The sequence below is a fragment of the Desulfogranum marinum genome, from assembly GCF_963675105.2.
Lineage (GTDB): Bacteria > Desulfobacterota > Desulfobulbia > Desulfobulbales > Desulfobulbaceae > Desulfogranum > Desulfogranum marinum.
Map to the genome: position 1 here is coordinate 32890 of NZ_CAXXRO010000002.1, position 25046 is coordinate 57935.

Annotated in this window: 14 protein-coding genes; 10 read left to right on the forward strand and 4 right to left on the reverse strand. The window is 45.9% G+C overall.

The genetic code is table 11. From position 1 onward, the window contains the following. Positions 1-44: 44 nt before the first annotated feature. Positions 45-449, reverse strand: coding sequence for a regulatory protein GemA (locus ACHZCY_RS00950; protein WP_319547519.1), 405 nt, complete (start codon positions 447-449; stop codon positions 45-47). Between the two features lie 179 nt (positions 450-628). Here ACHZCY_RS00950 and ACHZCY_RS00955 point away from each other — a divergent pair, with 179 nt between their 5' ends. The 4 genes from ACHZCY_RS00955 (at position 629) to ACHZCY_RS00970 (ending at position 6951) form a co-directional block, all read left to right on the forward strand. Beyond that, positions 629-1390 carry a protein-L-isoaspartate(D-aspartate) O-methyltransferase gene (locus ACHZCY_RS00955; protein WP_319547520.1) on the forward strand — a complete coding sequence of 254 codons (762 nt, stop codon included), beginning with the start codon at positions 629-631 and terminating at the stop codon, positions 1388-1390. Beyond that, positions 1387-3789, forward strand: coding sequence for a hypothetical protein (locus ACHZCY_RS00960; RefSeq protein WP_319547521.1), 2403 nt, complete (start codon positions 1387-1389; stop codon positions 3787-3789). Before ACHZCY_RS00955 ends, ACHZCY_RS00960 begins: the two co-directional genes overlap by 4 nt. 234 nt (positions 3790-4023) lie before the next feature. Next, on the forward strand, positions 4024-4689 hold the full coding sequence (locus ACHZCY_RS00965) for a DUF2459 domain-containing protein (RefSeq protein ID WP_319547522.1): 666 nt from the start codon (positions 4024-4026) through the stop codon (positions 4687-4689). Positions 4690-5409: 720 nt separating this feature from the next. Further along, the gene (locus ACHZCY_RS00970; protein ID WP_319547523.1) at positions 5410-6951 is read left to right on the forward strand and encodes an FMN-binding glutamate synthase family protein; all 1542 of its coding nucleotides are present in this window, start codon (positions 5410-5412) and stop codon (positions 6949-6951) included. A gap of 100 nt (positions 6952-7051) precedes the next feature. On the opposite strand, the gene ACHZCY_RS00975 is transcribed toward ACHZCY_RS00970, so the two are convergent. Continuing rightward, positions 7052-7849: a hypothetical protein gene (locus ACHZCY_RS00975; protein WP_319547524.1), complete on the reverse strand. Its 798-nt coding sequence runs from the start codon at positions 7847-7849 to the stop codon at positions 7052-7054. 316 nt (positions 7850-8165) lie between these two features. Further along, positions 8166-10997 (reverse strand): FAD-binding and (Fe-S)-binding domain-containing protein, encoded by a 2832-nt coding sequence (locus tag ACHZCY_RS00980; protein ID WP_319547525.1) that lies wholly within the window; start codon positions 10995-10997, stop codon positions 8166-8168. 820 nt (positions 10998-11817) lie between these two features. Between ACHZCY_RS00980 and ACHZCY_RS00985 the strand changes: the two genes are divergently transcribed. From ACHZCY_RS00985 to ACHZCY_RS01010, 6 genes are all read left to right on the forward strand, one after another. Then, positions 11818-14502, forward strand: a complete 2685-nt coding sequence (locus ACHZCY_RS00985; protein ID WP_319547526.1) for a hybrid sensor histidine kinase/response regulator — start codon at positions 11818-11820, stop codon at positions 14500-14502. Between the two features lie 87 nt (positions 14503-14589). Beyond that, positions 14590-16032 (forward strand): sigma-54-dependent transcriptional regulator, encoded by a 1443-nt coding sequence (locus ACHZCY_RS00990; protein WP_205222978.1) that lies wholly within the window; start codon positions 14590-14592, stop codon positions 16030-16032. Positions 16033-16798: 766 nt separating this feature from the next. Then, complete coding sequence (locus ACHZCY_RS00995) at positions 16799-18511, forward strand: L-lactate permease (RefSeq protein WP_319547527.1); 1713 nt, start codon at positions 16799-16801, stop codon at positions 18509-18511. Between the two features lie 126 nt (positions 18512-18637). Beyond that, complete coding sequence (locus ACHZCY_RS01000) at positions 18638-19201, forward strand: LutC/YkgG family protein (RefSeq protein ID WP_319547528.1); 564 nt, start codon at positions 18638-18640, stop codon at positions 19199-19201. A gap of 26 nt (positions 19202-19227) precedes the next feature. Next, positions 19228-21402 carry an L-lactate dehydrogenase (quinone) large subunit LdhH gene (ldhH, locus tag ACHZCY_RS01005; protein WP_319547529.1) on the forward strand — a complete coding sequence of 725 codons (2175 nt, stop codon included), beginning with the start codon at positions 19228-19230 and terminating at the stop codon, positions 21400-21402. A gap of 508 nt (positions 21403-21910) precedes the next feature. After that, positions 21911-22141 carry a hypothetical protein gene (locus ACHZCY_RS01010; RefSeq protein ID WP_319547530.1) on the forward strand — a complete coding sequence of 77 codons (231 nt, stop codon included), beginning with the start codon at positions 21911-21913 and terminating at the stop codon, positions 22139-22141. An 885-nt stretch (positions 22142-23026) separates the two neighbouring features. Here ACHZCY_RS01010 and ACHZCY_RS01015 read toward each other — a convergent pair. Then, on the reverse strand, positions 23027-24247 hold the full coding sequence (locus tag ACHZCY_RS01015; protein WP_319547531.1) for a TDT family transporter: 1221 nt from the start codon (positions 24245-24247) through the stop codon (positions 23027-23029). Positions 24248-25046 lie beyond the last annotated feature (799 nt).

Consider the following 25046-nt stretch of genomic DNA (forward strand, 5'->3'; position numbering starts at 1 on the left):
CTGTAGACAATCGCATAGTGGTAATTCTTCCCCGATTTTTCCGGTCAAGAACTTATAGTACGCTGGTGTATGTTTTTCAGCGCTTCTATCACCTTGCTCGCTTCCTTTTTATTGAGCTGCGTCACGGCAGGTTTTTTAAAGTATTTTGCAATAAAGTTATTGAGGTGCTGCTCTTCCCATCCAAGCTCTGCTGCCAAGTGATTGATATACGCTTTTTGCCTGAAGGTGAGGCCGTATTGGTTGATACGATAATAGCCGCTGCGGGTGAAGTAGCGCATAAGACGTTGGAAGCTTTGCGGGTCGAGATCCTTTGCCGAGCGGACGCCTGTTTCACGCTCAAGAATGTCTCGGTAATCTTCGTCAGAGAGTCCCAGTTCCTTTTTGACGATATGGATAACGGCTAATTTTTTTTTTGTCGATCGGCATTGGATGCTCCTTGCTGCGGACACACAAAAATCAGCGAGTCATGGAGGTGTTTTTTTTAGTTCACTACATTTTTTTTATTACTCCATCTCTAAAAAGAGTATAATTATTCTAAGAGCATTGTCATCTATATCCTCGGCCCAGCAGGAAAAATACAAGATACAGGGCAAACCTGTTTTTTTTCTAAAACCGAAGAGAGGTGAGTATGAATGCCGGGATTGACCTTTTAAATGTGCTGAAAAGCAGAGCCGTAACGGTTGCGTTTCTATGGGCTGTTGCGGCGGTTGTCTTTACGTTGATTGCAGAAATATCACCTTGTAGAAGCGAGCCCGCCAACGGATTCGAGCAGGAACGTCGACACATGGTAACCACCCAGCTGCGCGAACGGGGGGTCGAAGACGCGGCAACGCTTCGCGCGATGGCCACTGTTCCACGTCACCTCTTTGTTCCTGATTCGCTTCAGCGAAGTGCTTATGCAGACACGCCTCTGCCCATTGGTCATGGTCAGACCATTTCTCAACCCTACATTGTTGCCTATATGACAGCTATGCTGGCGCTCGAGCCACACCATAAGGTGCTTGAGATTGGTACCGGTTCCGGGTATCAGGCCGCAGTGCTTGCCGAATTGACCGACCATGTCTATACGATGGAAATTATACCTGAATTGGCTACCTCCGCTGACAGCCGTTTGAAAGCTGCTGGATATACCAGCGTGCAGCTGCGGCAGGGGGATGGATATAACGGATGGCCTTCGGCAGCACCTTTTGATGCTGTGATCGTGACCGCTGCCGCTGAATTTATTCCTCCACCGCTGCTCAAGCAATTACGGGAAGGTGGACGCATGATTATACCCGTCGGCTCTCCCTTTTTCGTTCAGCACCTCATGCTGGTAGAGAAAAAAAACGATGAGATCACCACCCGCAGTCTAATGCCGGTCCGCTTTGTCCCGTTTAGGAGAAAAGAGTGAGCAAAAGCATAATCGCACCTGGTATGAGGCTGCATATGGCCCTGGTGCTGATTTCTGCTGCCTTGATCGGGTTTCAACTGGAGCAGATGCAGTTATTGGCCATGATACAATGGCACCACTTCGCTTATTTGGTTATCTCGGTTGCTTTGCTTGGTTTTGGTGCAAGCGGTACATGTATAGCTCTCTTTCGTCCTTTTTTGTTGCGTAACCTGAACTGGCTGCTGCCTGTTTTACTCTTTGTTTGCGCTTTGCTCATGGCTTGTGCGCTACCCTTTTCCAAGGGGATGATTGAGACGTTCGATATTTTTTTTGTTGTGGTGGAACCTGTACAGCCCATCTCTCTTCTGCTCAGCCAGGCTATCTATTTGCTGGTCTTTTTTTTCGGTGCCTTGCCCATAGGCCTGGTTTTTATTGCCCATAGCCACCGGATTAACAGTCTCTATAGTGCGAACCTGGTTGGATCCGGACTCGGCGGTGTGGGAGCGGTATTTTTCATGGGGTTTCTTTGGCCGCTGGATCTTCCAGCCGTGACAGCCTTCCTTCCCTGGGCGGCGGGGTGCCTGGTGGCTACAGAAGTCAGGCGCATGCTCGTCTGCAGTACCGGTTTGCTCAGCTTGGTAGGTATTGTCGTATTGCTCGTTCAGCCCCAGCAAACTCGATTCTCCGAGTACAAGGATATCAGGCGTATTCTCGATATCCCTGGTGCTGCAATAGTGGCTGCGCACCCCGATCCGCAAGGGCAAGTGCATTTGGTACGCGCTCCGACCCTGCGCTATGCTCCAGGACTAAGCTTGACCTATACCAAAGAAATACCGGAAGTCAGCGGCGTTGTCCTCATCAATGGAGATTGGTTTGGCGTGGTTAACGATGCTCCTCCTCGTTTTTACCAGGCAACCACTACTGCTCTTCCTTACGCCATCTCTATGCGAGAACGAGTACTCCTTTTGCAGGCTGGAACAGGAGCAGAGATTACGCTGGCTCAAGAGAAGGGAGCAACAACGATTACGGCGGTAGAACCGCACCAGAAGGCCGCCAGACTTTCATGGTCGGGTTTTGGGTTGAATAGCCCATTTACGAATCAAGAGCATCAGCAGGAATACGTGTTTGTCCAGCCTCGAACGTGGCTTGCCCGAAACCAGACAAAATATGATTTAATAACACTGCCCGTCGTAGGCCGTTTTGGAGGGGGATCAGGGGTAATGGCGCTGCAGGAGCAGTACCTCCTTACCAAAGAGGCTATAACAGAAATGTGGCATAGTCTCTCAGTTAAAGGCGTTCTTCAGATATCCACCTGGGTCGATACGCCAAGCCGCAACACACTGCGTTTGGCAGCAACGATCCGCGAAGTGTTGGAAGAACAGGGAGTGAAACCGGCCCTGCATACAGTGGCTCTTCGTAGCTGGAACCTGGTGACGTTTATTGTGAAACGCTCAAAGCTTACCAGCGGTGAGATAGAACAGGTTCGAGTCTTTTGCAATGATCTGCAATTTGATCCAATACTTTTACCCGGTCTGCAGACTGAAGAGCGGCAACGCTATCATACCATTGCGGATCCTGATTTTTTTTCAAACCTGGATATGCTCTCCTCCCCCTCCTTGCGACAGATATTGTATGCAGGGTATGCGTTTGATATCCAGCCAACCAGCGATGGAAGGCCGTTTTTTTCCCAGTTTCTTCGCTGGCAATCACTACCGGATCTTACTCGCCTGTTTGGTGAGCGATCAGTCTCTTTTTTAGAACTGGGATATCTCGTAGTGCTCGTCAGCTTCCTCCAGGCGACGGTGGCGGCGATTGTACTGATTCTTTTGCCGTTACTCCATGTCGGAAGACCTGGGGATAGAAGGTTACAGGGATGGGCTGTACTTTATTTCGGCGCCCTGGGGCTGGGGTATATGTTTTTTGAGATTATGTTGATATATAAACTGACCCTGTTTTTCGGTCATCCGCTCTATGCTGCTGCAGCAGGAATCAGCAGTCTTTTAATTTTCTCCGGTGTAGGCAGCCGTCTCTCGTCATGGGTTTCGAGCCAGGGTGTTGGCCTGGCTCCGATTGCTCTGGTCGCCGGCATACTGCTTTTGCTATACAGCCGGATTCTGTCGCCAATACTTTCTTGGGCCATGGTCGGCTCAGCGGTCTGGAAATCTATTGTTTTTTTACTGGTTATTACCCCGCCTGGTATCATCATGGGGATGCCGTTTCCCCTTGGTCTCGCGCAGCTGGCAGGGCAGAGTAAAAGGCAGGCAGCATGGGCCTGGGGGATAAATGGGTGTTCTTCAGTTGTGTCTGCCGGGCTGGCAACCATCGTGGCTGTGGAATTCGGGTTTTCGGTAGTCCTGGTCATGGCCGGTTGTGCATATGTGTTGGCTGCGGTGGCAGCTCTCTTGAAAAGTCAGCCATAATGCGGATTTGTTCAATTTACTATTCTAGGAGCCTGTCGGATTGAGCAATTTTTTCTTCAAATCAAGGCATTGTCGAAAAAATAAGCACAGCCATATACTTAATATTGCGAGCATTATTTTTTCGGCAATAACGCCGAGTTGAGGGAAAAGGGTTCAGTCCGACAGACTCCTAGGCGAAGTCAGGGTACTATGAGTCTATTAAGGCTGCTATTTGCATCATTTCGGAGGAAAGATATGGGGAAGCTGTTAGCCAAAGTACTGCCTTTCGTCATAGTGATACTGGTAAATGGCTGCGCAGTGCAACCTAATGCATTATTCCCTCCCCAAGAGGATGAGGAGAAAAAGATAATATTTCTGGTCAATCATGGCTGGCACGCAGGGATTGTTGTAAAACGTAGCGATATTATGCACTCAGACTGGCCAAAACCCGATGTATTCGCTGATATGGATTATGTAGAAATCGGCTGGGGAGATAGAGCATATTATACCTCTCCCGACCCCGGATCGGGACTTGCTGCCAAGGCTTTGTTGTTGCCGACCTCAAGTGTTGTGCACCTGGTTGGTTTTCGAGGACAACCTGAGAACTATTTTCCATACAGCGAGATCGTCAAGTTACAGCTTTCCGTACCGGGATTTGAGAAAATGATCCGCTGTATATCAAAAAGCTTCTCGCGTGATAAATCTGGTTCGGCAGTTGCTTTGGGTCATGGAAATTACGGCACCAGTCAGTTCTATGCATCAGAGGAAACCTATCATCTTTTCAAGACATGCAACACCTGGACAGAAACTATCCTGCAGAGCGCTGGGTGCCCTGTCAACTCTTCTATAACGGTGAACGGTCTAATGTCTCAGGTACGCCGATTTGGAGAAGTTATACAGGTAAAATCTGAACCACGGTAAAGAAAATGAATAGATAATAGTCTATGCCTGTTTGAGCCAGAAAAATAGAGAATGGTATTGGCATATTTTTCTGTGAGTCCACAGAGTAGAGGTGCTTACAGCAGGTTTATCCAGATTCCCATATTTGTGTTTAATAACTGTGATTAGGGGTATCTTGAATCATTCTATTTTTGGCACAAGCTTGAGGCATGCCCAAAAAAATACCGCAAGCATATCATTCATATTGGATTCTTATTTCGAGGATATTTTTTTTGGGCATAACGAGGGAAGCGCTACACTCCGAGAGATTGGGCGAAAAAGTAATTATGCAAGATGGTCTATAGCTTGCGGCACAATGGGTGCTGTGGGCAGCTCAATGGGGGCAGGCCTGGACGATGGTCCAGGCGGGTGGTTTGGCGAAACTGCCGTTTCACCATAAGTGTGTGTAAGGTGTTTTTTCTCTGGAACTGTTCGTAAATAAATTGAATATTGCGCTCATGTATAGGTTGGATTTTGACGATCTAATTGAACAAAGCCGCAGGTGTAGTTGTGCTAGGTTGAGGATTTTGTGAGTGAAGATCAGTCAAAGATGACCTGAAGATGCGATGTGAGCGATTCAAGTTGTTTCAGCACAACTCCTTAGGCCTGACACCTTGCAAGCAACGTCGCACATGAAATTACGCTGCCCTCTCTACAATCCGTCCGCGATACGTTGTCGCTAATTCGAAAGGATAGACACCCATGTGGTTTTGGATATTTGTTGGCATAGGGCTTTTTCTACTCCTCATAGTCATCTACGACTTGGTGCAAACCAAGCACTCAATTCTTCGCAATTTTCCCATTGTCGGCCATTGCAGGTATTTGCTCGAAACAGTCGGGCCGGAGTTAAGGCAATACATTGTGACCGACAACGATGAAGAGCGACCGTTTTCGCGCGATCAGCGGCGCTGGATCTATGCGTCCTCGAAAAACGCCAACAACTATTTTGGATTCGGAACGGATAATGACCTGGAGCAGTCGCCAAATTACCTGATTATCAAACAGGCCATGTTTCCGTTGCCTACTCCTAAGAGTAGTGACCCAGGTTTTGATCCGCAGTATCCGTTACCGTGTGCCAAAGTGATGGGTGGGCGACGTGGAAGAAAACACGCCTTTCGTCCCGCTTCGGTCGTGAATATCTCGGCGATGAGTTTTGGAGCGCTCAGCGCCCCAGCGATCGAAGCGCTGAATCGCGGTGCAAAGATAGTTCAGTGTCTCCATAATACGGGTGAGGGGGGTGTCTCGCCATACCATTTGCATGGAGGGGACTTGATTTGGCAAATCGGTACAGGGTATTTTGGATGTCGTGACTCGCACGGCAATTTTGATCTCAATAGACTGGTGGAGACCGTTCACGCAAGCCCTATCCGTGCGATCGAAATCAAGCTGAGTCAAGGCGCAAAGCCCGGCTTGGGCGGGTTGTTGCCTGCCGCTAAAATTACTCCCGAGATTGCAGCTATTCGCGGCATTCCAATAGGCATCGACTGCGCCAGCCCCAACTACCACAGTGCATTTCAAGATGTTGACAGCATGCTCGATTTTGTGGAATTGATCGCTGACAAGACGGGCCTGCCGGTAGGCATCAAAGCAGCGGTTGGCGAATCGGTTTTCTGGCAAAAGTTGGCTAAGGCTATGTCAACAACTGATCGCGGCGTCGACTTTATCACCATCGATGGTGGCGAAGGGGGCACCGGTGCAGCACCTTTGACATTCAGCGATCATGTCGCGCTACCTTTTAAAATAGGCATGAGCAAGGTTTATAGCGTGTTTGCCGAATCCGATCTCCATCATGACCTTGTGTTCATCGGTTCAGGTAAACTGGGGCTTCCCGAATCGGCACTGTTTGCTTTTGCATTGGGGTGCGACATGATCAACGTTGCCCGCGAAGCAATGCTGTCGATTGGTTGCATACAGGCACAACGGTGTCATACCGGACATTGTCCTACAGGTATAGCCACCCAAAATCGCTGGTTGATGAGAGGCTTGGAACCGACATCCAAAGCGGCCCGAATGGCGAATTATGTTGTGACACTCCGCAAGGAGCTAACATATCTCTCCCGTGCCTGTGGCATTTGCCATCCCGGCCTGATCACCTGCGACCATTTAGAAATCCTCGATAACAGCTTCAGGTCTACAGCTTTGCAAGAACTCTTTGGATACCAACCCAACTGGGGGCTGCCCGATGAGACAGACACAGAGGCAATTATACGGTTGGTTTTGGATGATGGGCATCGAAGCGCATAAACTAAGACATATGGAAGGAAAAGAATAATCATCTGAAAATATTCTCCTGTGCAGCTTGTTTTGTGCTAGCCTCCAAATATCGGCGTGTTATGGATTAAAATTACTTATGTTCTGACGTTAAGTTACGGTCAACATTTTTTCTTTTTTGCAGCATTAGAAGAATGCTGTAACAGCTGACAGCAGCCAGTAGATGTTTGAGTGAATGACCACTAATAAATCCTTGAGTCATTCGAAATAGTGGTATGTCGTAGAACTCTGCCACTTTGGCCAGGATGTACCAACCAAGAGCGGCAAGCAAAAGCCACTGATGCGAGTATTTCTTCTGAAACAAGGTTATCACCGCTGGAATGGTCAGCAAGGGGACAAGTTGAACCCACAAGTAAGGCCGTAGGTCATCTGTCCAGTGCCAATACATAACAGAGGCAAGACCAATTATTACTGCAGGTGCAAGTGAAAGCGTGGCTAGTCGGTTGTCTATATATTCCCCTAAAAGAGCAACAAATAGCCCCATGAATCCAATGGTCATTAATAATCTATCCCAAGCCAAAGAATCATTGGTAGGGTTCAGGTGATAGTATGCAGAGCCAACGCTCACTAAACCAACGCCAGCAAAAAAAACGGTCCACGCGTGGCGAACTGCACCAACGTCTTTTTGCATACAAAACCGCAAGCCTAGAATCCCAATGGTTAAAAATGGTAGATTAGACACAACGTTAAAACCGTTTGGTATACCAATGATGTTGCGGGTGTCTGCAAATAAATGGTATTCGGTGTTTTGGGCAATGGGGGGCAAGCTCAACAACCAGAGAAGTGAGCCAAAAATAAGAATTAATAAAATGACATGACGCCAACTAAAATTTCCTGAAACGAGGGGGCGAATAGACTTCGATGAATTCATCGCTTCTCTCCAAGTGGTCTAACAATCCTGATGGATCACTTGTAAATAGAGCAGGGACCTGAGTTAGGTGGTCAATATAATGAAATGAGTAGTGATAGAGCTTTTCTGGATTGGGTACAATTATCTGAAAAAAGGGTTGTCGCTCATTTCGACCGCCCTATTGTGATGAGAGCTATACATTCTGGATATGAAATATTGATTTTGCCCACGCTACCCGAACGTACTTGTTATCAAGCAAAAAGATCTCTGAAATTATTAGAGCACAGCAATGGGCAGACGTAGTCCCCGCTTTCACGGGGACCACGTCTTATACACTTTAATTTTTGCCTGTTGTTACTTCATCTACCAGGTACATGATCGACATGTAGGGGATACCGAGCTCAGATGTGCAGCCGATTTCACACGTACGGCTGTTTGAATACCCGGCCACAGGGCCCTCCTGTTTGATCACCGGAACCGCTTTTCTCAGTCCATGAGCGTTCAGATCAGGGATGTGAAAACCTTTGTCTCCGGCAAATCCGCAACAGTTTACATCAGGAGGTAAAACTACCTTTTCTGCACACATTGAGGCAACATCTTTCAAAAGTGCGGCAATGCCCATTTTTTTGGTTGAGCAGGTTTGGTGGATGGCTACGGTCTCCTTTTTAGGAGTAAAATCTAATTTGTCCAACAGAAATTTATGTACAAATTCGATCGGTTCGTAGAGTTCCAGCTTGCTGTCCATGACTTTACGCATTCGATATAAACAGGGAGATGTGTCACACAGTACTGGATACTTGCCCTGTTCGGAAGCGATAAGCAGTGCCTTTTCAAGTTCGCTGGACTTCATGTCTGCTGTTTCGATAAAGCCCTTAGACTCCCAAGGTGTACCGCAACAGAGGTTTTTCATACCTTCTGGAAAAATGATGCCATAACCCGCTTTTTTGAGTACCCGAATGGTTACCTCGGTCACTGAATCGTTCACCGGGTCATCCTTTGCCGGTCCCATGGAGCGTGTAATACAAGCAGGAAAATAGACGACTTTTTTCTCAGCGTGGGCGTTGATCGGGGTCGCTTTTGGTGCTGATGCGCCTTTAGGCATGGCAGGTGTCCATTGTGGAATGCGATTGCCGCTTACACTACGGGCAGTATCGCATATCTTACCAAAATTTTTGGTACCCAGAAGACTATGCATACCTCCGACCACCCCAAGTGCCACGGAAGCACTGCTGCAAACCAGGTCAAGATGATCTCCAGTGAACTTGCCGATTTTTTTGCTAAGCTTACTGCGATTGGCAGCGCGTATTTGCTTTATATATTTTCCAGTATCAATAGATACCGGGCATGAAGTTTGGCAAAGTCCGTCACCAGCGCAGCTCTCATCGCCCTCGAAGATAAAACCTTTTTCAAGCTCTGCAAGGCGCTCTGGGTTTTTTCCACTTTTCTTCAGTCTCGTAATCTCTCGCTGGATGACAATACGTTGGCGGGCGGTGAGGCTGAAATTGTTTGACATGCAGTTAACTTCACAAAAACCACATTCAATACATTTATCAATTATTGGATCGCACTGGGGCAGCGGTTTGAAATTTTTTAAATAGCACTCAGGATCATCATTAATGATGACACCCGGATTAAGGATAGTATCCGGGTCAAAGAGTTGCTTGATTTCCCGCATCAGTTCGTAGCCTTTCTCGCCCCATTCTTTTTTGACGAATGGTGCCATATTACGACCTGTGCCGTGTTCCGCCTTTAAAGAACCGTCATATTTATCAACAGTCATCTCAATGACTGCGTGCATCATTTTTTCGTAACGTTCTACTTCTTTGGGGTCACTGAAGTCCTGATTGAGGATGAAATGGAAATTTCCCTCGAGAGCGTGGCCATAAATAACTGCGTCAGTGTACCCATATTCAGCGACGATATCCTGCAGCTCTTTAGTTGCCTCGGCCAGGGTATCCATGTGGTAGGCGACGTCTTCAATCAGACAGGTCGTGCCGATTTCACGCATGCCGCCGACAGCAGGAAAGACCCCTTTACGGATATTCCACAACTGTGCGTTTTCAGCGGGGTCAGAAGTGAATTCCACGGGACGAAGTGTTGTAAAGTCGTCCAGAATATTTTTGATTTGGGCAATATTTTCAGCGAGTGTATCGTCATCCAAGGCCATGGTCTCTAAAAGGACCGCAGTGGTTGTTTCATCAAATTGTTTGATGAAATCAGGAATACCCTTTTCGTTCTCCACTGATTTTAATGCCAGTCGGTCAAGTAGCTCTGCGCCATCTACCGGTCCTTCTTTGAGTGCTACTGTTGCCCGGCATGCAGTCATGATGTCTGGAAAATAAACCATGGAACTTGCCTTGCAAGGGTAGTTGGGCACGGAACGCATCACCACTTCAGAGATGAATGCCAATGCTCCTTCTGAGCCGATCATCAGGTTAATGATAATCTGGAAAGGGTCATCGTAGTCGACAAAAGGATTAATGGAAAAGCCGGTGGTGTTCTTGATGGAATATTTTTTGCGTATTCGAGCGGCAAATGCTTCATCTGCACGGACCCTGTCACGAATTTCCTCAATTTTTTCAATAAATCCCGGGCGTGTTCGTCGAAACGATTCACGGCTGTCGGCATCTGCGGTATCAAGAAGGGTGCCGTCTGCGAAAATAATTTTAGCAGATTCAATAGTTTGGTAGGCATTTTCATGGGTGCCGCAGTTCATGCCTGAAGCGTTGTTAATAATGATACCGCCAACCATGGCAGAGTTTATGGAAGCAGGATCCGGACCAAATTTGCGACCATACGGAGCCAGAATGGTGTTCACCTTTGCTCCTATAATCCCTGGTTGTAGACGAATCTTTTGTCCTTCTTCCAATACTTCGTAGTCTTCCCACCCATCACTGGCCATGAGCAAAATAGAATCAGAGATGGTTTGGCCGGAAAGAGAGGTACCCGCTGCTTTGAAGGTTACCGGGAGTTTTCTGGACGATGCTTCGCGTAGACAAAGCTGCATTTCCTTTTCGTTTGCAACTCGTACTACCACCTGTGGTTCCAACCGGTAAAAACCGCCGTCTGTACCATAGGCGAGGCGGTGAAGCGTATCGGTAAAGATTCGTTCTTCAGGAATTTGGGTGGATATTGCCTTTACATATTTTTGATATTCAACGTCGATCATGGCTGCCTCTCCATAAATATTGGATAAATTTCAGCGTGTTGCGGTGTGCTAAATGTATTGATAAATCATCGATTGATAGTCAGGTTTTGTAAAAAAAACTTCCATTGTTCGATGAGATCACCCGAATCTGACCTAAATGTTTAATGTGGTAAACACTAAGCACGATGCATGCCAGTGAGGGAAAAATGTTAGTGGTTATGTAAAAAAAGGAGGTGTAAGGGGAGGGTGGAGATCCGCTAACCCTTTATTATATTTTAATGTAATTCAAGTGGGTTATATTTTTTGCTAAGAAGTTCAGGATAGAGCGCGATGATTATTGAGGCAATAAAAAAATACTATGGCAGAATGATATGATGTATTTATCCGAAATATCAGACAGCAGTGTTAGCCGCCTTTCCAATACTAAATGATTTGTATGGAAAATAGGACGGCCATTTTTTGGTAATTTGTAGAAAATGTTAATTTTTTACAGTTAGTTATCGCTACTAGTATTAGTGTGCCGGCAAGGGAGATGTCCCTGTTAATCACAAAATCCTAAAAATGAGACACGAGAGCTCGAAATCTTTTTCCTGTAAGCAGGAGCCTATGGACTATATCAGCTCAACCCCACTTGTATGCACTCAATGATGTCATTGGCCCAAACCTGCAACAACTGAATCTGAGCACCCTTTTTTTTGGGGTGAGTACCGCGTAAGATTGCCAAAATGACATGCAGAGACTAACTTGAGAAGAAGCCGGAGGGCTTTTGGCTTAACATTTGCAAGCTGCTTCCAAGGGATAATATCGTCTGGATTCACTCTATCAACGGAAAAGTGCCTTTATGGGAAAAATTGCTCTTATTACAACGCTCATTCTGCAGATACTTCTCAGTACATGTTTTTTAGCACATGCCAAAGAAAAAAAGCATGTACTGTATCTTAACTCCTATCATTATGGCTATCGTTGGTCGGACAGACTTCTGCAAGGTATCCTTTCCATTTTCGATGAAAGTGAATATAAAGTGGACCTTCAGATAGAGTACATGGATGCAAAAAAATATAACTATGAGTATATCAGCAGTCGTTTACTGACTCTGTATCGTGAGAAATTTAAGGACGAAACTTTTGAAGCCATAATCGTCTCGGATAATGATGCCCTTAATTTTATCCAAAGTTATGGTGAAGCTCTGTTTGGCGATGTTCCTGTTGTTTTTTGCGGGATTAATGATATCAGTTCGGTTGAGCTTACCCGTAAAAATATTACGGGTGTTGCAGAGACTTTCGATCTTATTTCAACAATTGACGTTGCTAGGCGCCTTCATCCTGAAAAAAGAAGAATGATTTTTATTGGTGATCAGGCAACTGCAGGCGGCAGAGCCATTAAGCGCCAGATCACAGGCCAGTTGGCCACGTATAATAAAGAACTTCTGGTTGAATTCTGGTCCCACCTTACTCTTGAAGAAACGCTGGAGCGCATCGAAAATTTGCCGGAAGACACTTTTTTGTTTTTCACCCCCTGGTATCAGACCGTCCAGGATAAGTTCTATACAACAGAGGAGGTTATGCAGGCGATCTATGCCCACTCTTCGGTTCCCATTTATACCGCCTGGGAGTTCCTGCTCGGGTATGGGGCCATTGGCGGTAAATTGCTTTCAGCTTTTAAACATGGCCAGGATGGTGCCAAGATTGCTCTGCGTATTTTGCAAGGTGAACCGGTTGAGACTATCCCAATTGTTTATGAGTCTCCAAGTGAATATATGTTTGATTACCGTGTCATGCAGCGATTACAGGTAGATATGAGCTTACTCCCAACGTCATCAAAGGTGATAAACAGCCCAAGAGCTTTTTATGAGCTGTCCAAGGAGCTTTTTTGGACAATCATGGTGAGTTTTATTCTCCTGGTCATCGCCTTTATTTTCCTGGGGACAACCATGATCAGCCGGCGAAGGATAGAGCGTAAAGTAATAGAGCAACTCTCTTTTCAGGGAACGCTCATGGATACTCTTCCCCAGCTTGTTTCATGGAAAGATACCAAAGGGAACTATCTTGGCGCGAATAGGACTTTTCTGGAGTTTTTTGGTATTGATGATCTTGAAGACATGGTCGGAAAAACAATCAAAGATGTAGCAGACAATGATGCTTATGTCCAATGGTCAGCCAATGCAGATACCGCCGTTGTCAGTAACCGGAATGCATTTCTCAAGACTCGAAGGAAAATTATTCAATACAACGGTACCCATAGTTGGCTTGAGGTCCACAAGGTGCCTTTACGTGATCAAGCCGGACGAGTTGTGGGTATCCTCACGACTGCGGAAAATGTAACCAAGGAACACAACCTGGAAAAACAGCTTCTGCAATCACAAAAATTGGAAGCTATCGGTACCCTGGCCGGTGGAATTGCACATGATTTCAACAATATCCTCACTTCTATCATCAATTCCACTGAACTGGCAATTGGCGATGTACCGGCGGATTCCCAAACAGCTAAAGACTTGCGGCGTGTTCTCAAGGCCGCCAGACGCGGGGCTGGGGTGGTAAAACAGATACTTTCTTTCAGTAGACCTTCAAAAGGGAAATTCAGGGCCACCGATATCGGCATGGTGGTTAAAGAGGTCTTAAGTTTGATGGATGTTTCCTTGCCGGCAACAATTTCGGTTAAATCGAAATTAGATACTCCCAATATGTTCGTCAATGCGGATCCAAGCCAGATTCATCAAGTGATCCTTAATCTCTGTACGAATGCATTCCACTCACTTCGCGATAATGGCGGACAGCTCGAGGTGCAGGTGAATGAGGAGGTTATTCATGAGGAAAGAGCAGCAGTTCTAAATGTTACACCAGGAAGATATGTCTCAATCAAAGTAGGAGACAACGGTCCAGGGATCAATCCCGAAATCCTGGATAAAATTTTTGATCCCTTTTTCACTACCAAGGATATCACGGATGGAACAGGGTTGGGACTGTCTGTGGTTCTTGGAATAGTAAAAGGACACCATGGTGGGATTGAGGTACAGAGCGACCTTGGTAAAGGTACTGTTATTACCGTGTATCTTCCTCAGAGTGAAAAGCCTTTTGCTTTTGCTGACAGGAATAGAATGTATTCGGCATCTGGTCAACTATCCATTCTTTTTGTGGAGGATGATGAAGATCAGTTGAACACGACGCCCCGGATTTTGACTGACATGGGACATCGGGTCGAGGCTGTTCGCAATCCAATGACCGCCCTGGAGATGGTTAAAAGGGATCCTAACTGGTTTGATTTGATTATTTCTGACTATGATATGCCCAAAATGAGTGGCATTGAACTGGCGACAGCGCTGCATTATTTACCGGTGATTATTGTTTCCGGAAGAGAGGATGCTGTCACTGCTGCTGCGACCTGTGATAATATCGTTGCTGTTCTTGTGAAACCCTATGCTAGAAATGATTTGCAAAAAACTATTAGCGCTGTAACCATTCAGGCCCGCCGGCATACTGATGTAGAACTCAACAACCTATTGTTGAATATAGGGGACCTTGAACAATAATTTTTTTTGTAGGTAAACCTGCAGGCCTAGTTTTTGGCGGATTTGTTTTTGTTATTGCCTCATACCTCTTACCAGGAATGTTTTGAAATGGAACAGATGCTCATTATCGACGACGATAAGGAAACTTGCGAGACCATGGAGAGTCTGATTTCCAGGCTCGGATACCAGTGCGATATGGCATATGATTTAAAAACAGGCTTGCCTTTGCTGAAGCAGAAAAACTATGCCATTCTTTTTCTCGATGTGTGCCTCCCGGATGGCAATGGTTTGGAGATTTTGCCAGATATAATGGCCGGACCAGAACCGCCGGAGGTGGTTATTCTGACGGGAAGAGGAGATCCTGATGGCGCTGAACTCGCCATTAAAGGCGGTGTGTGGGATTATCTGCTTAAGCCCTCGAGTGTAAAAGAGATACGGCTTACGCTGGATAGAGCACTCAAGTATCACAAAGAGAAAAAGACACGGGCTGAACAGAGTAAACTGGAATTTAACCAGGTGATCGGGAAAAGTCAGAGAATACAGGCGAGTTTGCAACTGACCGCCAAGGCTGCCCGTTCAGACGCCTACGTCCTTATAACTGGGGAGACCGGGACCGGAAAAGAACTCTTTGCCTCCACCATCCATCAGAACAGTCAAAGGGCATCTGGGCAGTTTGTGGTAGTTGATTGCGCTTCGCTCACTGAATCACTGGTAGAGTCCACCTTGTTTGGTTATCGTAAAGGTGCCTTTACCGGCGCTCAATCAGATCGCCTGGGTTTAATCAAATTGGCCGATGGCGGCACTCTTTTTCTGGATGAAGTAGGCGAAATGCCGCTTTCCATTCAAAAGGTTTTTTTGAGGGTCCTACAGGAACAACATTTTCGACCGGTTGGCGATAATCAACAACTGTCCAGCAATTTTCGCCTTATCGCCGCTACCAACCGTGATCTTGACACAATGGTAGAGCAGGGAACTTTTCGTCGTGATCTTCTCTTTCGTATTAAAACCATACGAATTCACCTTCCTGCATTACGCAATCGAACTGAAGACATTGAGGATTTGTTGCATGCCCGCATGGATTATCTCGGTGAGAAATTCGGCTTGTCTCCCAAAAAATTGGGACAGGATTTTTTAGACACTCTTTTAAGATATTCTTGGCCGGGAAACGTGAGAGAGCTCTTCAATATCCTGGAAAGGGCGATGATAGATGCTGGTGAGGAAGACACCCTTTATGCCGTTCATTTATCACGCGATCTTCGTATAAAAGTGGCTAAATCTCAAATACAGCAGATGACCGGCTCTGGGGAACTGAGTGAGGCGGATGACCGCACCGGCAATGATGGTGTCTTGAAAATAGGACAACGGATTTTTGAAGATATCTTTGACAGTCCTCTGCCGTCGCTCAAAGAGTTCAAAGGGACTGCCGAAAAGGTTTATCTAAGTGAATTGATCCGTCAATGCGATGGTAATGTACCAGAAATATTGAAAAAGTCTGGTTTGTCCCGGTCGCATTTCTATCTTCTCCTGAAAAAAAATAGCCTTACCCTGTGAAAGAGTAAGGACCTGTCCGAAAATAGATTTTTTTTCACCTCTCGACCTTTTGCAAAAATAAGCGCTGTTGTGTTTCTTGTATAACTTCTATTTTTCCCCAGATAAAATGATTGATTGATTGATTGGGCAGAAATTGTGTTTTTAAACGGTGTCCTCGATCATTCCTTTTGTGTGTCTTTTTTTTGGGAGTCCTCACCTCTGTCCTGTTTTTAGGACAATCTATTGCCTTTGCTGTTTTCAAGAAGAGGCACTTTTCTTTTTTTATTTTTAAAAATGTAAAAACAGAGGGTTAGCTCTCTGTAGAGAACTTGATTTCCTGGTGTGTAGCCGGTTCTACAAGTTATTTACCCAAAACAGCCTAGCTTGAATCCTTTTTTTGAGACTCTGGGGCGCTTGGAATTATCAGGGTTGGTAGGTGAATGTGCCTGCAATATATAGATTTGATTAAGAAAATTACGATTTATCTAGTTTGGCACAGTTAGTGCTATTAGTAGACCAGTTGCATGGAGAAGCAAGCCGATATTGTTCGCCTGTTTCTTGTATGCCCTTTGTCACCATGTGAGTCTGTACTGCCACCTATAACTTTATTTTGGAGGAAATCTTGAGGAAAAACAGGGAGAAATCAGTTGCTCCTGCCCGGTCATTGCTCTTTGTAGCGAGCAGTGCCAGGCAACCAAAAGGGTAAAAAAAACCGGTGTTGATGATTGGAAATATTTTTTTTAAAAAATGTTATGCTTAACCACAAATCCTACAAAGTGGGGAAAACATGCCTGTACAAATTTTAGCGCTTGTAGCACTTGTCCCAATAGCTCTCGCCCTTATTCTGATGGTCGGCCTACGCTGGCCCGCAACAAAAGCAATGCCTACTGCCTGGTTATCATGTGCGGTCGGCGCAATGGTCTTCTGGAAGCTTCCAGTAGCATATATAGCAGCCTTGACCACCCAGGGTGCTGTGACTGCGCTCGGTATTCTGATTATTGTGTTTGGAGCGATTATTATTCTCTATACCCTGCAGTACAGTGGCGGTATGGAAACTATTCAACACGGTTTTCAAAATATCAGCCGTGACCGCCGAGTTCAGGTGCTCATCATCGGCTTCATGTTTCCCGCATTCATAGAAGGCGCAGCAGGTTTTGGAACCCCGGCAGCGTTAGCCGCACCGCTTCTTTTGAGCCTCGGTTTTCCTCCCCTGGCAGCCGTGATCATGTGTCTTGTCTTTAATTCTTTCCCGGTAACTTTCGGTGCTGTCGGTACGCCTGTTATCTTAGGGTTTAAATATCTTACAGGTCTGGTTGAGGCAGCTGTTGTTTCCGGTGCTCCCGGTGTGAATTTTGATTCCATGGAATCTTTTAACATCGTGGTAGGTCAGTGGGCGACTTTGATGCATTTACCCATGATCTATATCTTGCCGATTTTTATGCTTGGCTTCATGACCAAATTTTTCGGCCAGAACCGTAAATGGTCTGAAGGTTTCGGCGCATGGAAGTTCAGTTTGTTCGCATCTACTGCCTTCTCAGTTCCTTATCTCCTGACAGCCTGGTTTATCGGTCCTGAGTTCCCGTCGCTCATCGGCGGTCTTGTCGGTCTTGCTATTATTATTGTAGGGGCAAAAAAGAATTTCTGTATACCTTCCACAATTTGGGATTTCGGCCCAGCTTCTGAATGGGACAAGGAATGGACCGGTACGGTCAGCGCAGACAGCAGTGGCAAATTTAAAGCAAATATGAGTCAGTTTCGCGCATGGACCCCTTATATTCTCATAGGTTTGATCCTTGTTGTTACCCGTATCCCTGAACTTGGCCTCAAGTCCATGCTTGCTGGCGTCTCTGTTTCCTTCACGAATATTTTCGGTTTTGAGGGGGTCAATGGTTCTATAAAATATTTATATCTTCCAGGTACTATTCCTTTTGCCCTTGTTGCAATTCTTACCATTTTCATCCACAAAATGCCGATAGGGAAAGCTGCAATAGCGTGGAAGGAAGCTATTGTAAAAATGAAAAGTCCGGCAATCGCCTTGTTCTTCTCGGTTGCCATCGTTTCAATCTTCCGTGGATCCGGTGTTGCCGACGCTGCTCTTAATCCCAATGGATACCTGTCTATGCCTCTGGCCCTGGCACAAGCTGTTTCCAGCATCGCAGGGCAGACATGGCCTCTATTTGCCTCCTTTGTCGGTGGTCTCGGTTCTTTTATAACCGGTTCTAACACGGTTTCGGATCTTCTGTTTGCCGAGTTCCAATGGGGCGTAGCTGCTTCTCTTGCGCTGCCTCACCAAATTATCGTTGCTTCGCAGGCAGTTGGCGGCGCAATGGGCAACATGGTTTGTATTCACAACATTGTTGCGGCATGTGCTGTTGTAGGCCTCTCCGGTATGGAAGGTGCGATCCTCAGACGTACAGTGTGGCCTTTCCTGCTTTATGGTCTTGTGGTCGGTACTGTTACTGCCCTTATGGCTTTTGTTTTTCTACCTCATCTGTTTTAGTCCCCTTTAATTTGTTTTTGAATAGCAGGGTTAAATTGTTTTTAACCCTGCTATTTCAGTATGCGCCCTTTACAACAGTCCGTTGTGGAAGCAAGGGAAATGGAAATTAATAAATGGAGTTGGTTCATGACCCCTAACACTCATCTCTCATGCTTTGTTGAAGCTGCCCGTCGAGTTGGTACAGAAGTAACCCAGGTTGACAGTCTACAGGATGCGGCTGCCTACATTGCTGAAAAAACAAGTGGAATAGCACTCGTTCCTGAGACTGTACTGGCTGATAAGCACGACTTGAAAACTCTTCTCGGAGCTGCAGGTGTCGGCGTATACGAAGGCGACTTTCGAAAAGCCGGCCATGTTCCGAATGCGGGTATCACCTTCAGTAATTTTGCCATGGCAGATACTGGTACAGTAGTGCTTGAGAGCACAATGGAAAACATTCGACTCGCCACTACTCTCCCGGAAATTCATTTTGTTTTGGTTGATCCGAAAACAATACTGGAAGACAATCTCTCTGCCGTCAAACCAATGACGGAGATGCATAAGGGCTCAGAACCAAGGTTTGTTGCCTATATAACAGGCCCCAGCCGTACTGCCGATATTGAGCGTGTGCTCACCATTGGCTGCCATGGCCCTAGAGAATTGCATATCCTGTTGGTTGAAGGAATCTCCAGCGATCTCATGGAAATTTAAAAGAAAAAAGTACAGGGAGAGCTGCTATGGCCACCGACCAGACATATAAAAAGAAAGTTGAATCCGCAATAAACAACCCGAAATTGAGTGAAGCCCTGCATTTGTTTGGTGACGCATACCTTACCTCCAGGGAAAATGCTTTTCAGGGCCTTGACTTTGAGGCAATGCGCAAGGATCTGGCAGAGATCAAGGACGATGTCAGGATAAGACGCAAAGAGCTTTTGGCTGAATTTATAAAAAATGCTGAGGCTGCAGGCTCGACAGTTTTTATTGCAAAGGATACCCAAGAGGCAAACGAATATGTGATCAATCTTGCGAAAAAGAAAAATGCAAAACTGATTGCTAAATCAAAGTCCATGGTATCAGAGGAGGCGCACTTCAACGCAGCGCTTGAAGCTGAAGGCATCAAAACCTCTGAAACGGATCTTGGCGAGTGGATCATCCAGCTTGCCGGGCAACGTCCTAGTCACATGGTCATGCCGGCTATCCATATGTTCAAAGAGGAAGTGGCTGAATTATTTAGCAAAGAAACAGGACAGCAACTTTCTCCAGATATCAAGAGCCTGGTAAACGTTGCCAGAGAACAGTTACGAAAAGGATATTTCGATGCTGATATTGGTCTTACCGGCGCAAACTTTCTCGTTGCTGATACAGGCGGGATAGGTCTTGTCACCAATGAAGGGAATGCCAGACTCTGTGCAACGTTACCGGAAGTGCATGTTGTTTTTTCAGGCATTCATAAATTAGTGCGAAGTATGGAAGACGCCGTGAAAATTACCAGACTTCTGCCGCGTAATGCAACCGGCCAGCTGCTTACCTCCTATATCACCTGGATTCGTGGTGCCGTACCAACGGATGGAAAAGCAAAGGAGCAACATATTGTCTTGATTGACGGTGGTCGTGAGGCTCTTTATGAGTCCAAAGCCTGCCGCGATGCTCTTCGCTGCATCCAGTGCGGGGCATGTGCAAATGTATGTCCTGTCTATCAGACCGTGGGTGGGCATGTCTTTGGTTCCACCTATATATCCGCCATCGGTGTTATACTCACCGCCTTTTATGAAGGGCTTGACAAGGCTAAAGAAATTACCCGGGCCTGCATTGGTTGCCGTTCATGCAGTGCCGTTTGTCCTTCCAACATCGATTTGGAAGAGATTATTCTTCACCTCCGCACTCAAGTTACCCAAGAGTACGGGATGGGAATGATCAAAAATGTTGCCTTCAAGGCGGTGATGAAAAACCGCGGCCTCTTCCACTCTATGATCCGCGCCGCGTCTAAGCTGCAGCGTCCGGTGACGCATAAAAATGCGGTTGATGGTGAGCGGCCGATTATCCGCCATTTGCCTATGCATTTCATGGATAGGGATTTTACAGAGTGGCGTGATCTGCCATCTGTTGCAGAAAAATCCTTTCGGGACCAGTTCAAAGGTATCGTCCAGAACGTCAAAAATCCAAGATACAAGGTCGGGTTTTTCGTTGGTTGTGGGGCGGATTTTGTTTATCCGGAAGTTGGTACCAGCCTCATCAAGGTGCTTAATGCACTTGATGTAGAAGTGGTTTTTCCACAGAAACAGAACTGTTGCGGTATTCCGGCGCTCTACTCCGGTGATACGGAAACCGGTGTGGACCTTGCCAGGCAAAATGTGGAGGCTTTTACGGAAGCCGAAGTTGATTACATCCTCTGCGTCTGCCCGACATGTACCATGGGAGTCAAGGGGGATTTTGTTAAGCGCCTTGCCGATTCCCCAGACTGGTCAGCCAAGGCAAGAGCCTTGAGTGAAAAAACCATGGATGCATCAGATTTTCTTGAAAATGTACTGCACGCTTCGGAAAAACTGACAGGCTTCAAACCACAAGGAACGGTAACGTACCATGATTCCTGTCATCTCAAGCGTGGTAATAAGGTTTTTAAAGAACCACGTGCCTTGCTGAATGCCGGCGGATATTCGGTTGAAGAAATGAAGAATAGTGACCGCTGTTGTGGTTTTGGCGGTACCTACTCCTTTCTCAGTCATCCCCAGATTTCTAAACAAATTACAACTGACAAGGTGCAGACTATCAAGGCCGTAAACAGTAAAACCGTGGCTATGGATTGTCCCGGATGCATGATTATGCTCAAGGGGGCTATGGGCAAGGCTGACCCAAATGTCCGCTGCGCTCATACCATTGAGTTGATGGCAGAGGCACTCGACGGAAAAGAGTAATTTCCTCTTGGCACCCCCCGGCTTTGCCGGGGGATAGTTACTCAGCCCGGATTTCTCATCAGTGAAGTTTTTCGCAGATCGAGGCGCAGGACACGCAGCAGGTAAGCGTAGACTCCGATAGTAAGCTACCGCAAATGGCCTGCAACAAAGAGTCTGCGGAAAAATCCGCTGACCCGGAGGGTGAGTTTTTTGATTATCGACGAAAAAACAGTCTGTTTTTTTAGCACTACCGTATTTTCTATAAATATCAAAAAGTTAAGTTGAAAATCAAAAAAACTCATGAGAAATTCGGGCTAGATATCCCACTATTAGCATCGCTTGAATTCTCTACAAAAAAGGTTAGTTATATGTGTGTTTTTTGCAGTGGAACCGATGCGTCAAATTATAACATCGTTCTAACCTCTTCCTATACATTTCAAAACATCCGCTAAGTAAGTTCTTACGCTTCTCGGAATCGAGGGTGGCAGCATTATATTGATTATACTCAACAGACTTAAGTGCTTTCGTCATGAATCATACACAAATGCAGGGGGAAGCTTCCTGGAGACAATTTGAGCCAAGTGTCTTGCAAGACGCAATTGATCTGTACCAAGAACTTGTAGAAAGTGGGGTCTTTAAAATATCATGGGACGAGTTCTTTTTTTTCTGGCAGCAATGGCAACACGAAAAAGCATCTCCAAACGAGATGACCCCGGAAAAACGAAGCGATGGCCTGGAGAAATATTTTTCTTTAATGTAGTGGTTACTTACTATTACCTAAATTCTGCACGTCGAATGTTAGAAAAAATAAATTCTACCTAAATCTTGCATGTCAAACTTGACAAAAACGCTTTTAGTTATGTTTTTCCAGACAGTTATCGGTTTTATCAACAAGAAATCAGTTCACTTTTAATGTGAGTTAGGTTTAAGAGCATTTTTCTCATGCTTGCCACCCTTCGGGATTGCCGATTTTACCGAATCTGCTTTGTTTGCGCACACTTGAAGTACTACAGTACGTCTGCGTGTACGCAGCCTCGCACCTTCGGCAAACTTGGCAATTGCAGGATTTAGGTTCTTCTTTAAAAAACAACATATTGAGCAGACAATTGATTTGAAGTTCTATTCACTGTTTGAGTGAACCTATTTTTTCTCACCTTCAACGCCCTTCGGGATCGGCAATTTCGCCAAATCTGCTACGTTACCGAAGGCTTGAAGTATTTTTATACGTCTGCGCCTCCGGTGCCTCACATCTTCGGCAGGTAGCGTAGACTCCGAAATTTCCAATTGCAGAATTTAGGTATTATGTAACTGGCGAGGCTAGTTACAGTTCGATGGATTGGGTGTTTTTAGACCTTCGCTGAACAGCGTAGAATCATGCGTAGTACAGCGCAGAAAAAGTGAAAAAAATACTGCGATTTCCTTTTCCCTTTCCTTTTCTGATTACGTACAAAACTCAGTCATTTATCTATCGAAGCAGACAGGGGACTGATTTTATTTCTCTTGTAAACCCGGGAGACAGATCGAAGTCTTCGCTTACCTAAATTTCTCAGTACTGAGGTAGGTGACTGATTTTTTTCATGGCTTTTTATGAAAATCAGATAGCGGAGACTTCGATCTGTCTCCCGAGTCAAAAAAAGGCTGCGTTTCATGGGTAATCAGATTTTTTTTCTATATCATCAAGTATATCACCCTGGAAATGTGGTTCTTTCAAAGATACAATAGCTTTTGCCGGCGGTGGTGGCTGAAATAGATGCCCGGTTATCATGCCTCTTGTTGTTCCAAAAGCAGCAACTGTCCAGGCTCCGAGTAAGCCTATGAAGTAGAGAATACTTGTCCACTCAAATAACGGCAATCCTGTGTGGTTTGCCAACTGCGCGATACCGGTCACACACGTACCGACTGGAAATGTAAAGGCCCAATAAGTAAGCGCAAATTTCATTTGCCTATAGTGGGCTCGAATTGATAACAGTATTGCCATACAGGTCCAGAGCAACACAAAACCCAGAACCGGAACACTGTACAGTACAGCAAAAAGCTCAAATCCGGATGCAATCTCAAGAGGGACGGCACCCTTGGCAACGGTACCAAGTATACCCGCAGCTGTCATTGATTGTCCAAGCGGCCCCAGGACAATCCAGAGCGTGGGGACACGGGAAGTACCTGACGTTCCATGATGAGCCAAGCGGCTCCATATCATAGATATAATAATCATTGCGGCTATCAGGCTGAGGCCAAACATAGAGAAGCAGACGTAGAACATTGTTTCCCTGAAGACACCTTCCGGGACATACGGAACAAGCATGGCGCCTATGGCGGCCGATACCATAGGAGGAACCACCGGCATGAGCCAGCCACCAAAGGCGGAGTCCGGTCGGACCCTGAAAGTAGTAAACAAGCGGTAAGGAATGACTAGAGCTGAGCCAAGCCCTGTCATTGTACCAAGAAACCAGAGGCCCCAGGCAATGTTTTGCGCCACTGAGTGACCAAGCACGCTTTCTCCGATTAATAAAGTCCCCCCTGCTACTGTGAGCATAGCCATAGGTGGTGCTCCATAGAACTGGGCCATCATCGGGTCTCTAAAATGCTTTATCCAAACACTATGCCCTGTTACCAGGAAAACGAATGTCCAGGCGACGAGTCCAAGTAACATGATGGAGGCAAGGCACCACGTTACCAGGGCGAAGGAGTGAAGCCTTTCCGAAAATAGCGGCAAAGAGGCAGCTGCATTGGCGATAATGCCAGTCCCCATAACCGAAGCAAACCAGTTCGGGCCTAATTCATAATCACCATTAGCCCCAGTGACTGAATAAAAAAAACGCTTCCACCAAAACCCTTTTGAACTTGTATTTTTAAGGTCTTTGTCCAATTTTATCGTCCTGTTTTTGGGTATAAGGTTTCAATAGATTTTTCCTGTAGTGGAGAAGATCATCTCGAAAAAATGCTATTTCGCCCAGCCTCTCGGAGTCTTGCACTCAGCTTGTTATGCTTAAAAAAATATCCACAGAGATACAGCGATAGATGCCGATATTATTTATATGCCTGTGGTCGTTTTTTGCGCATGCCTCGAAGTCATTGCTTACCTGACCTTTTTTATCTTCAGCATTTGGAATTTCTTTTAAGCTCTTTCTGTCTATTTTCATAGGGTCATTATGAATATGTTAAGGAAAGTTTAAAATCTAGATGGCTCTGAAAAAAGAACCCTTGTGTCTTTAACTGCTACCCTTCCGGACAGGCGCCCAACCCGAATTTCTCATAATTTTTTTGACTTTCGACTTAAGTTTCTGATATTTATAGAAAATACAGTAGCGCTAAAAAACAGACTGTTTTTTCGTCGATAATCAAAAAAGCTCACCCTCCGGGTAAGCGGATTTTTCCGCAGACTCTTTGTTGCAGGCCATTTGCGGTAGCTTGCTACCGGAGCCTTCGCTTACCTGCTGCGTGCCCTGCGCCTCGATCTGCAAAAAACTTCACTGATGAGAAATCCGGGCTAATCGAAAGTAATTATGCTTCCAGTCACATTTGATGCTACATGGAGTTTTAAATGACTAGAAAGGTCTCGAACTACAGTTACTGGTAATCTTGAAATTGCCGGCAGCCAACTGTAAGGTACTCCTGCACGGAAGGATCTTGAAACCGACTTTGTTCGAATAGTGACGTCAAGGTAT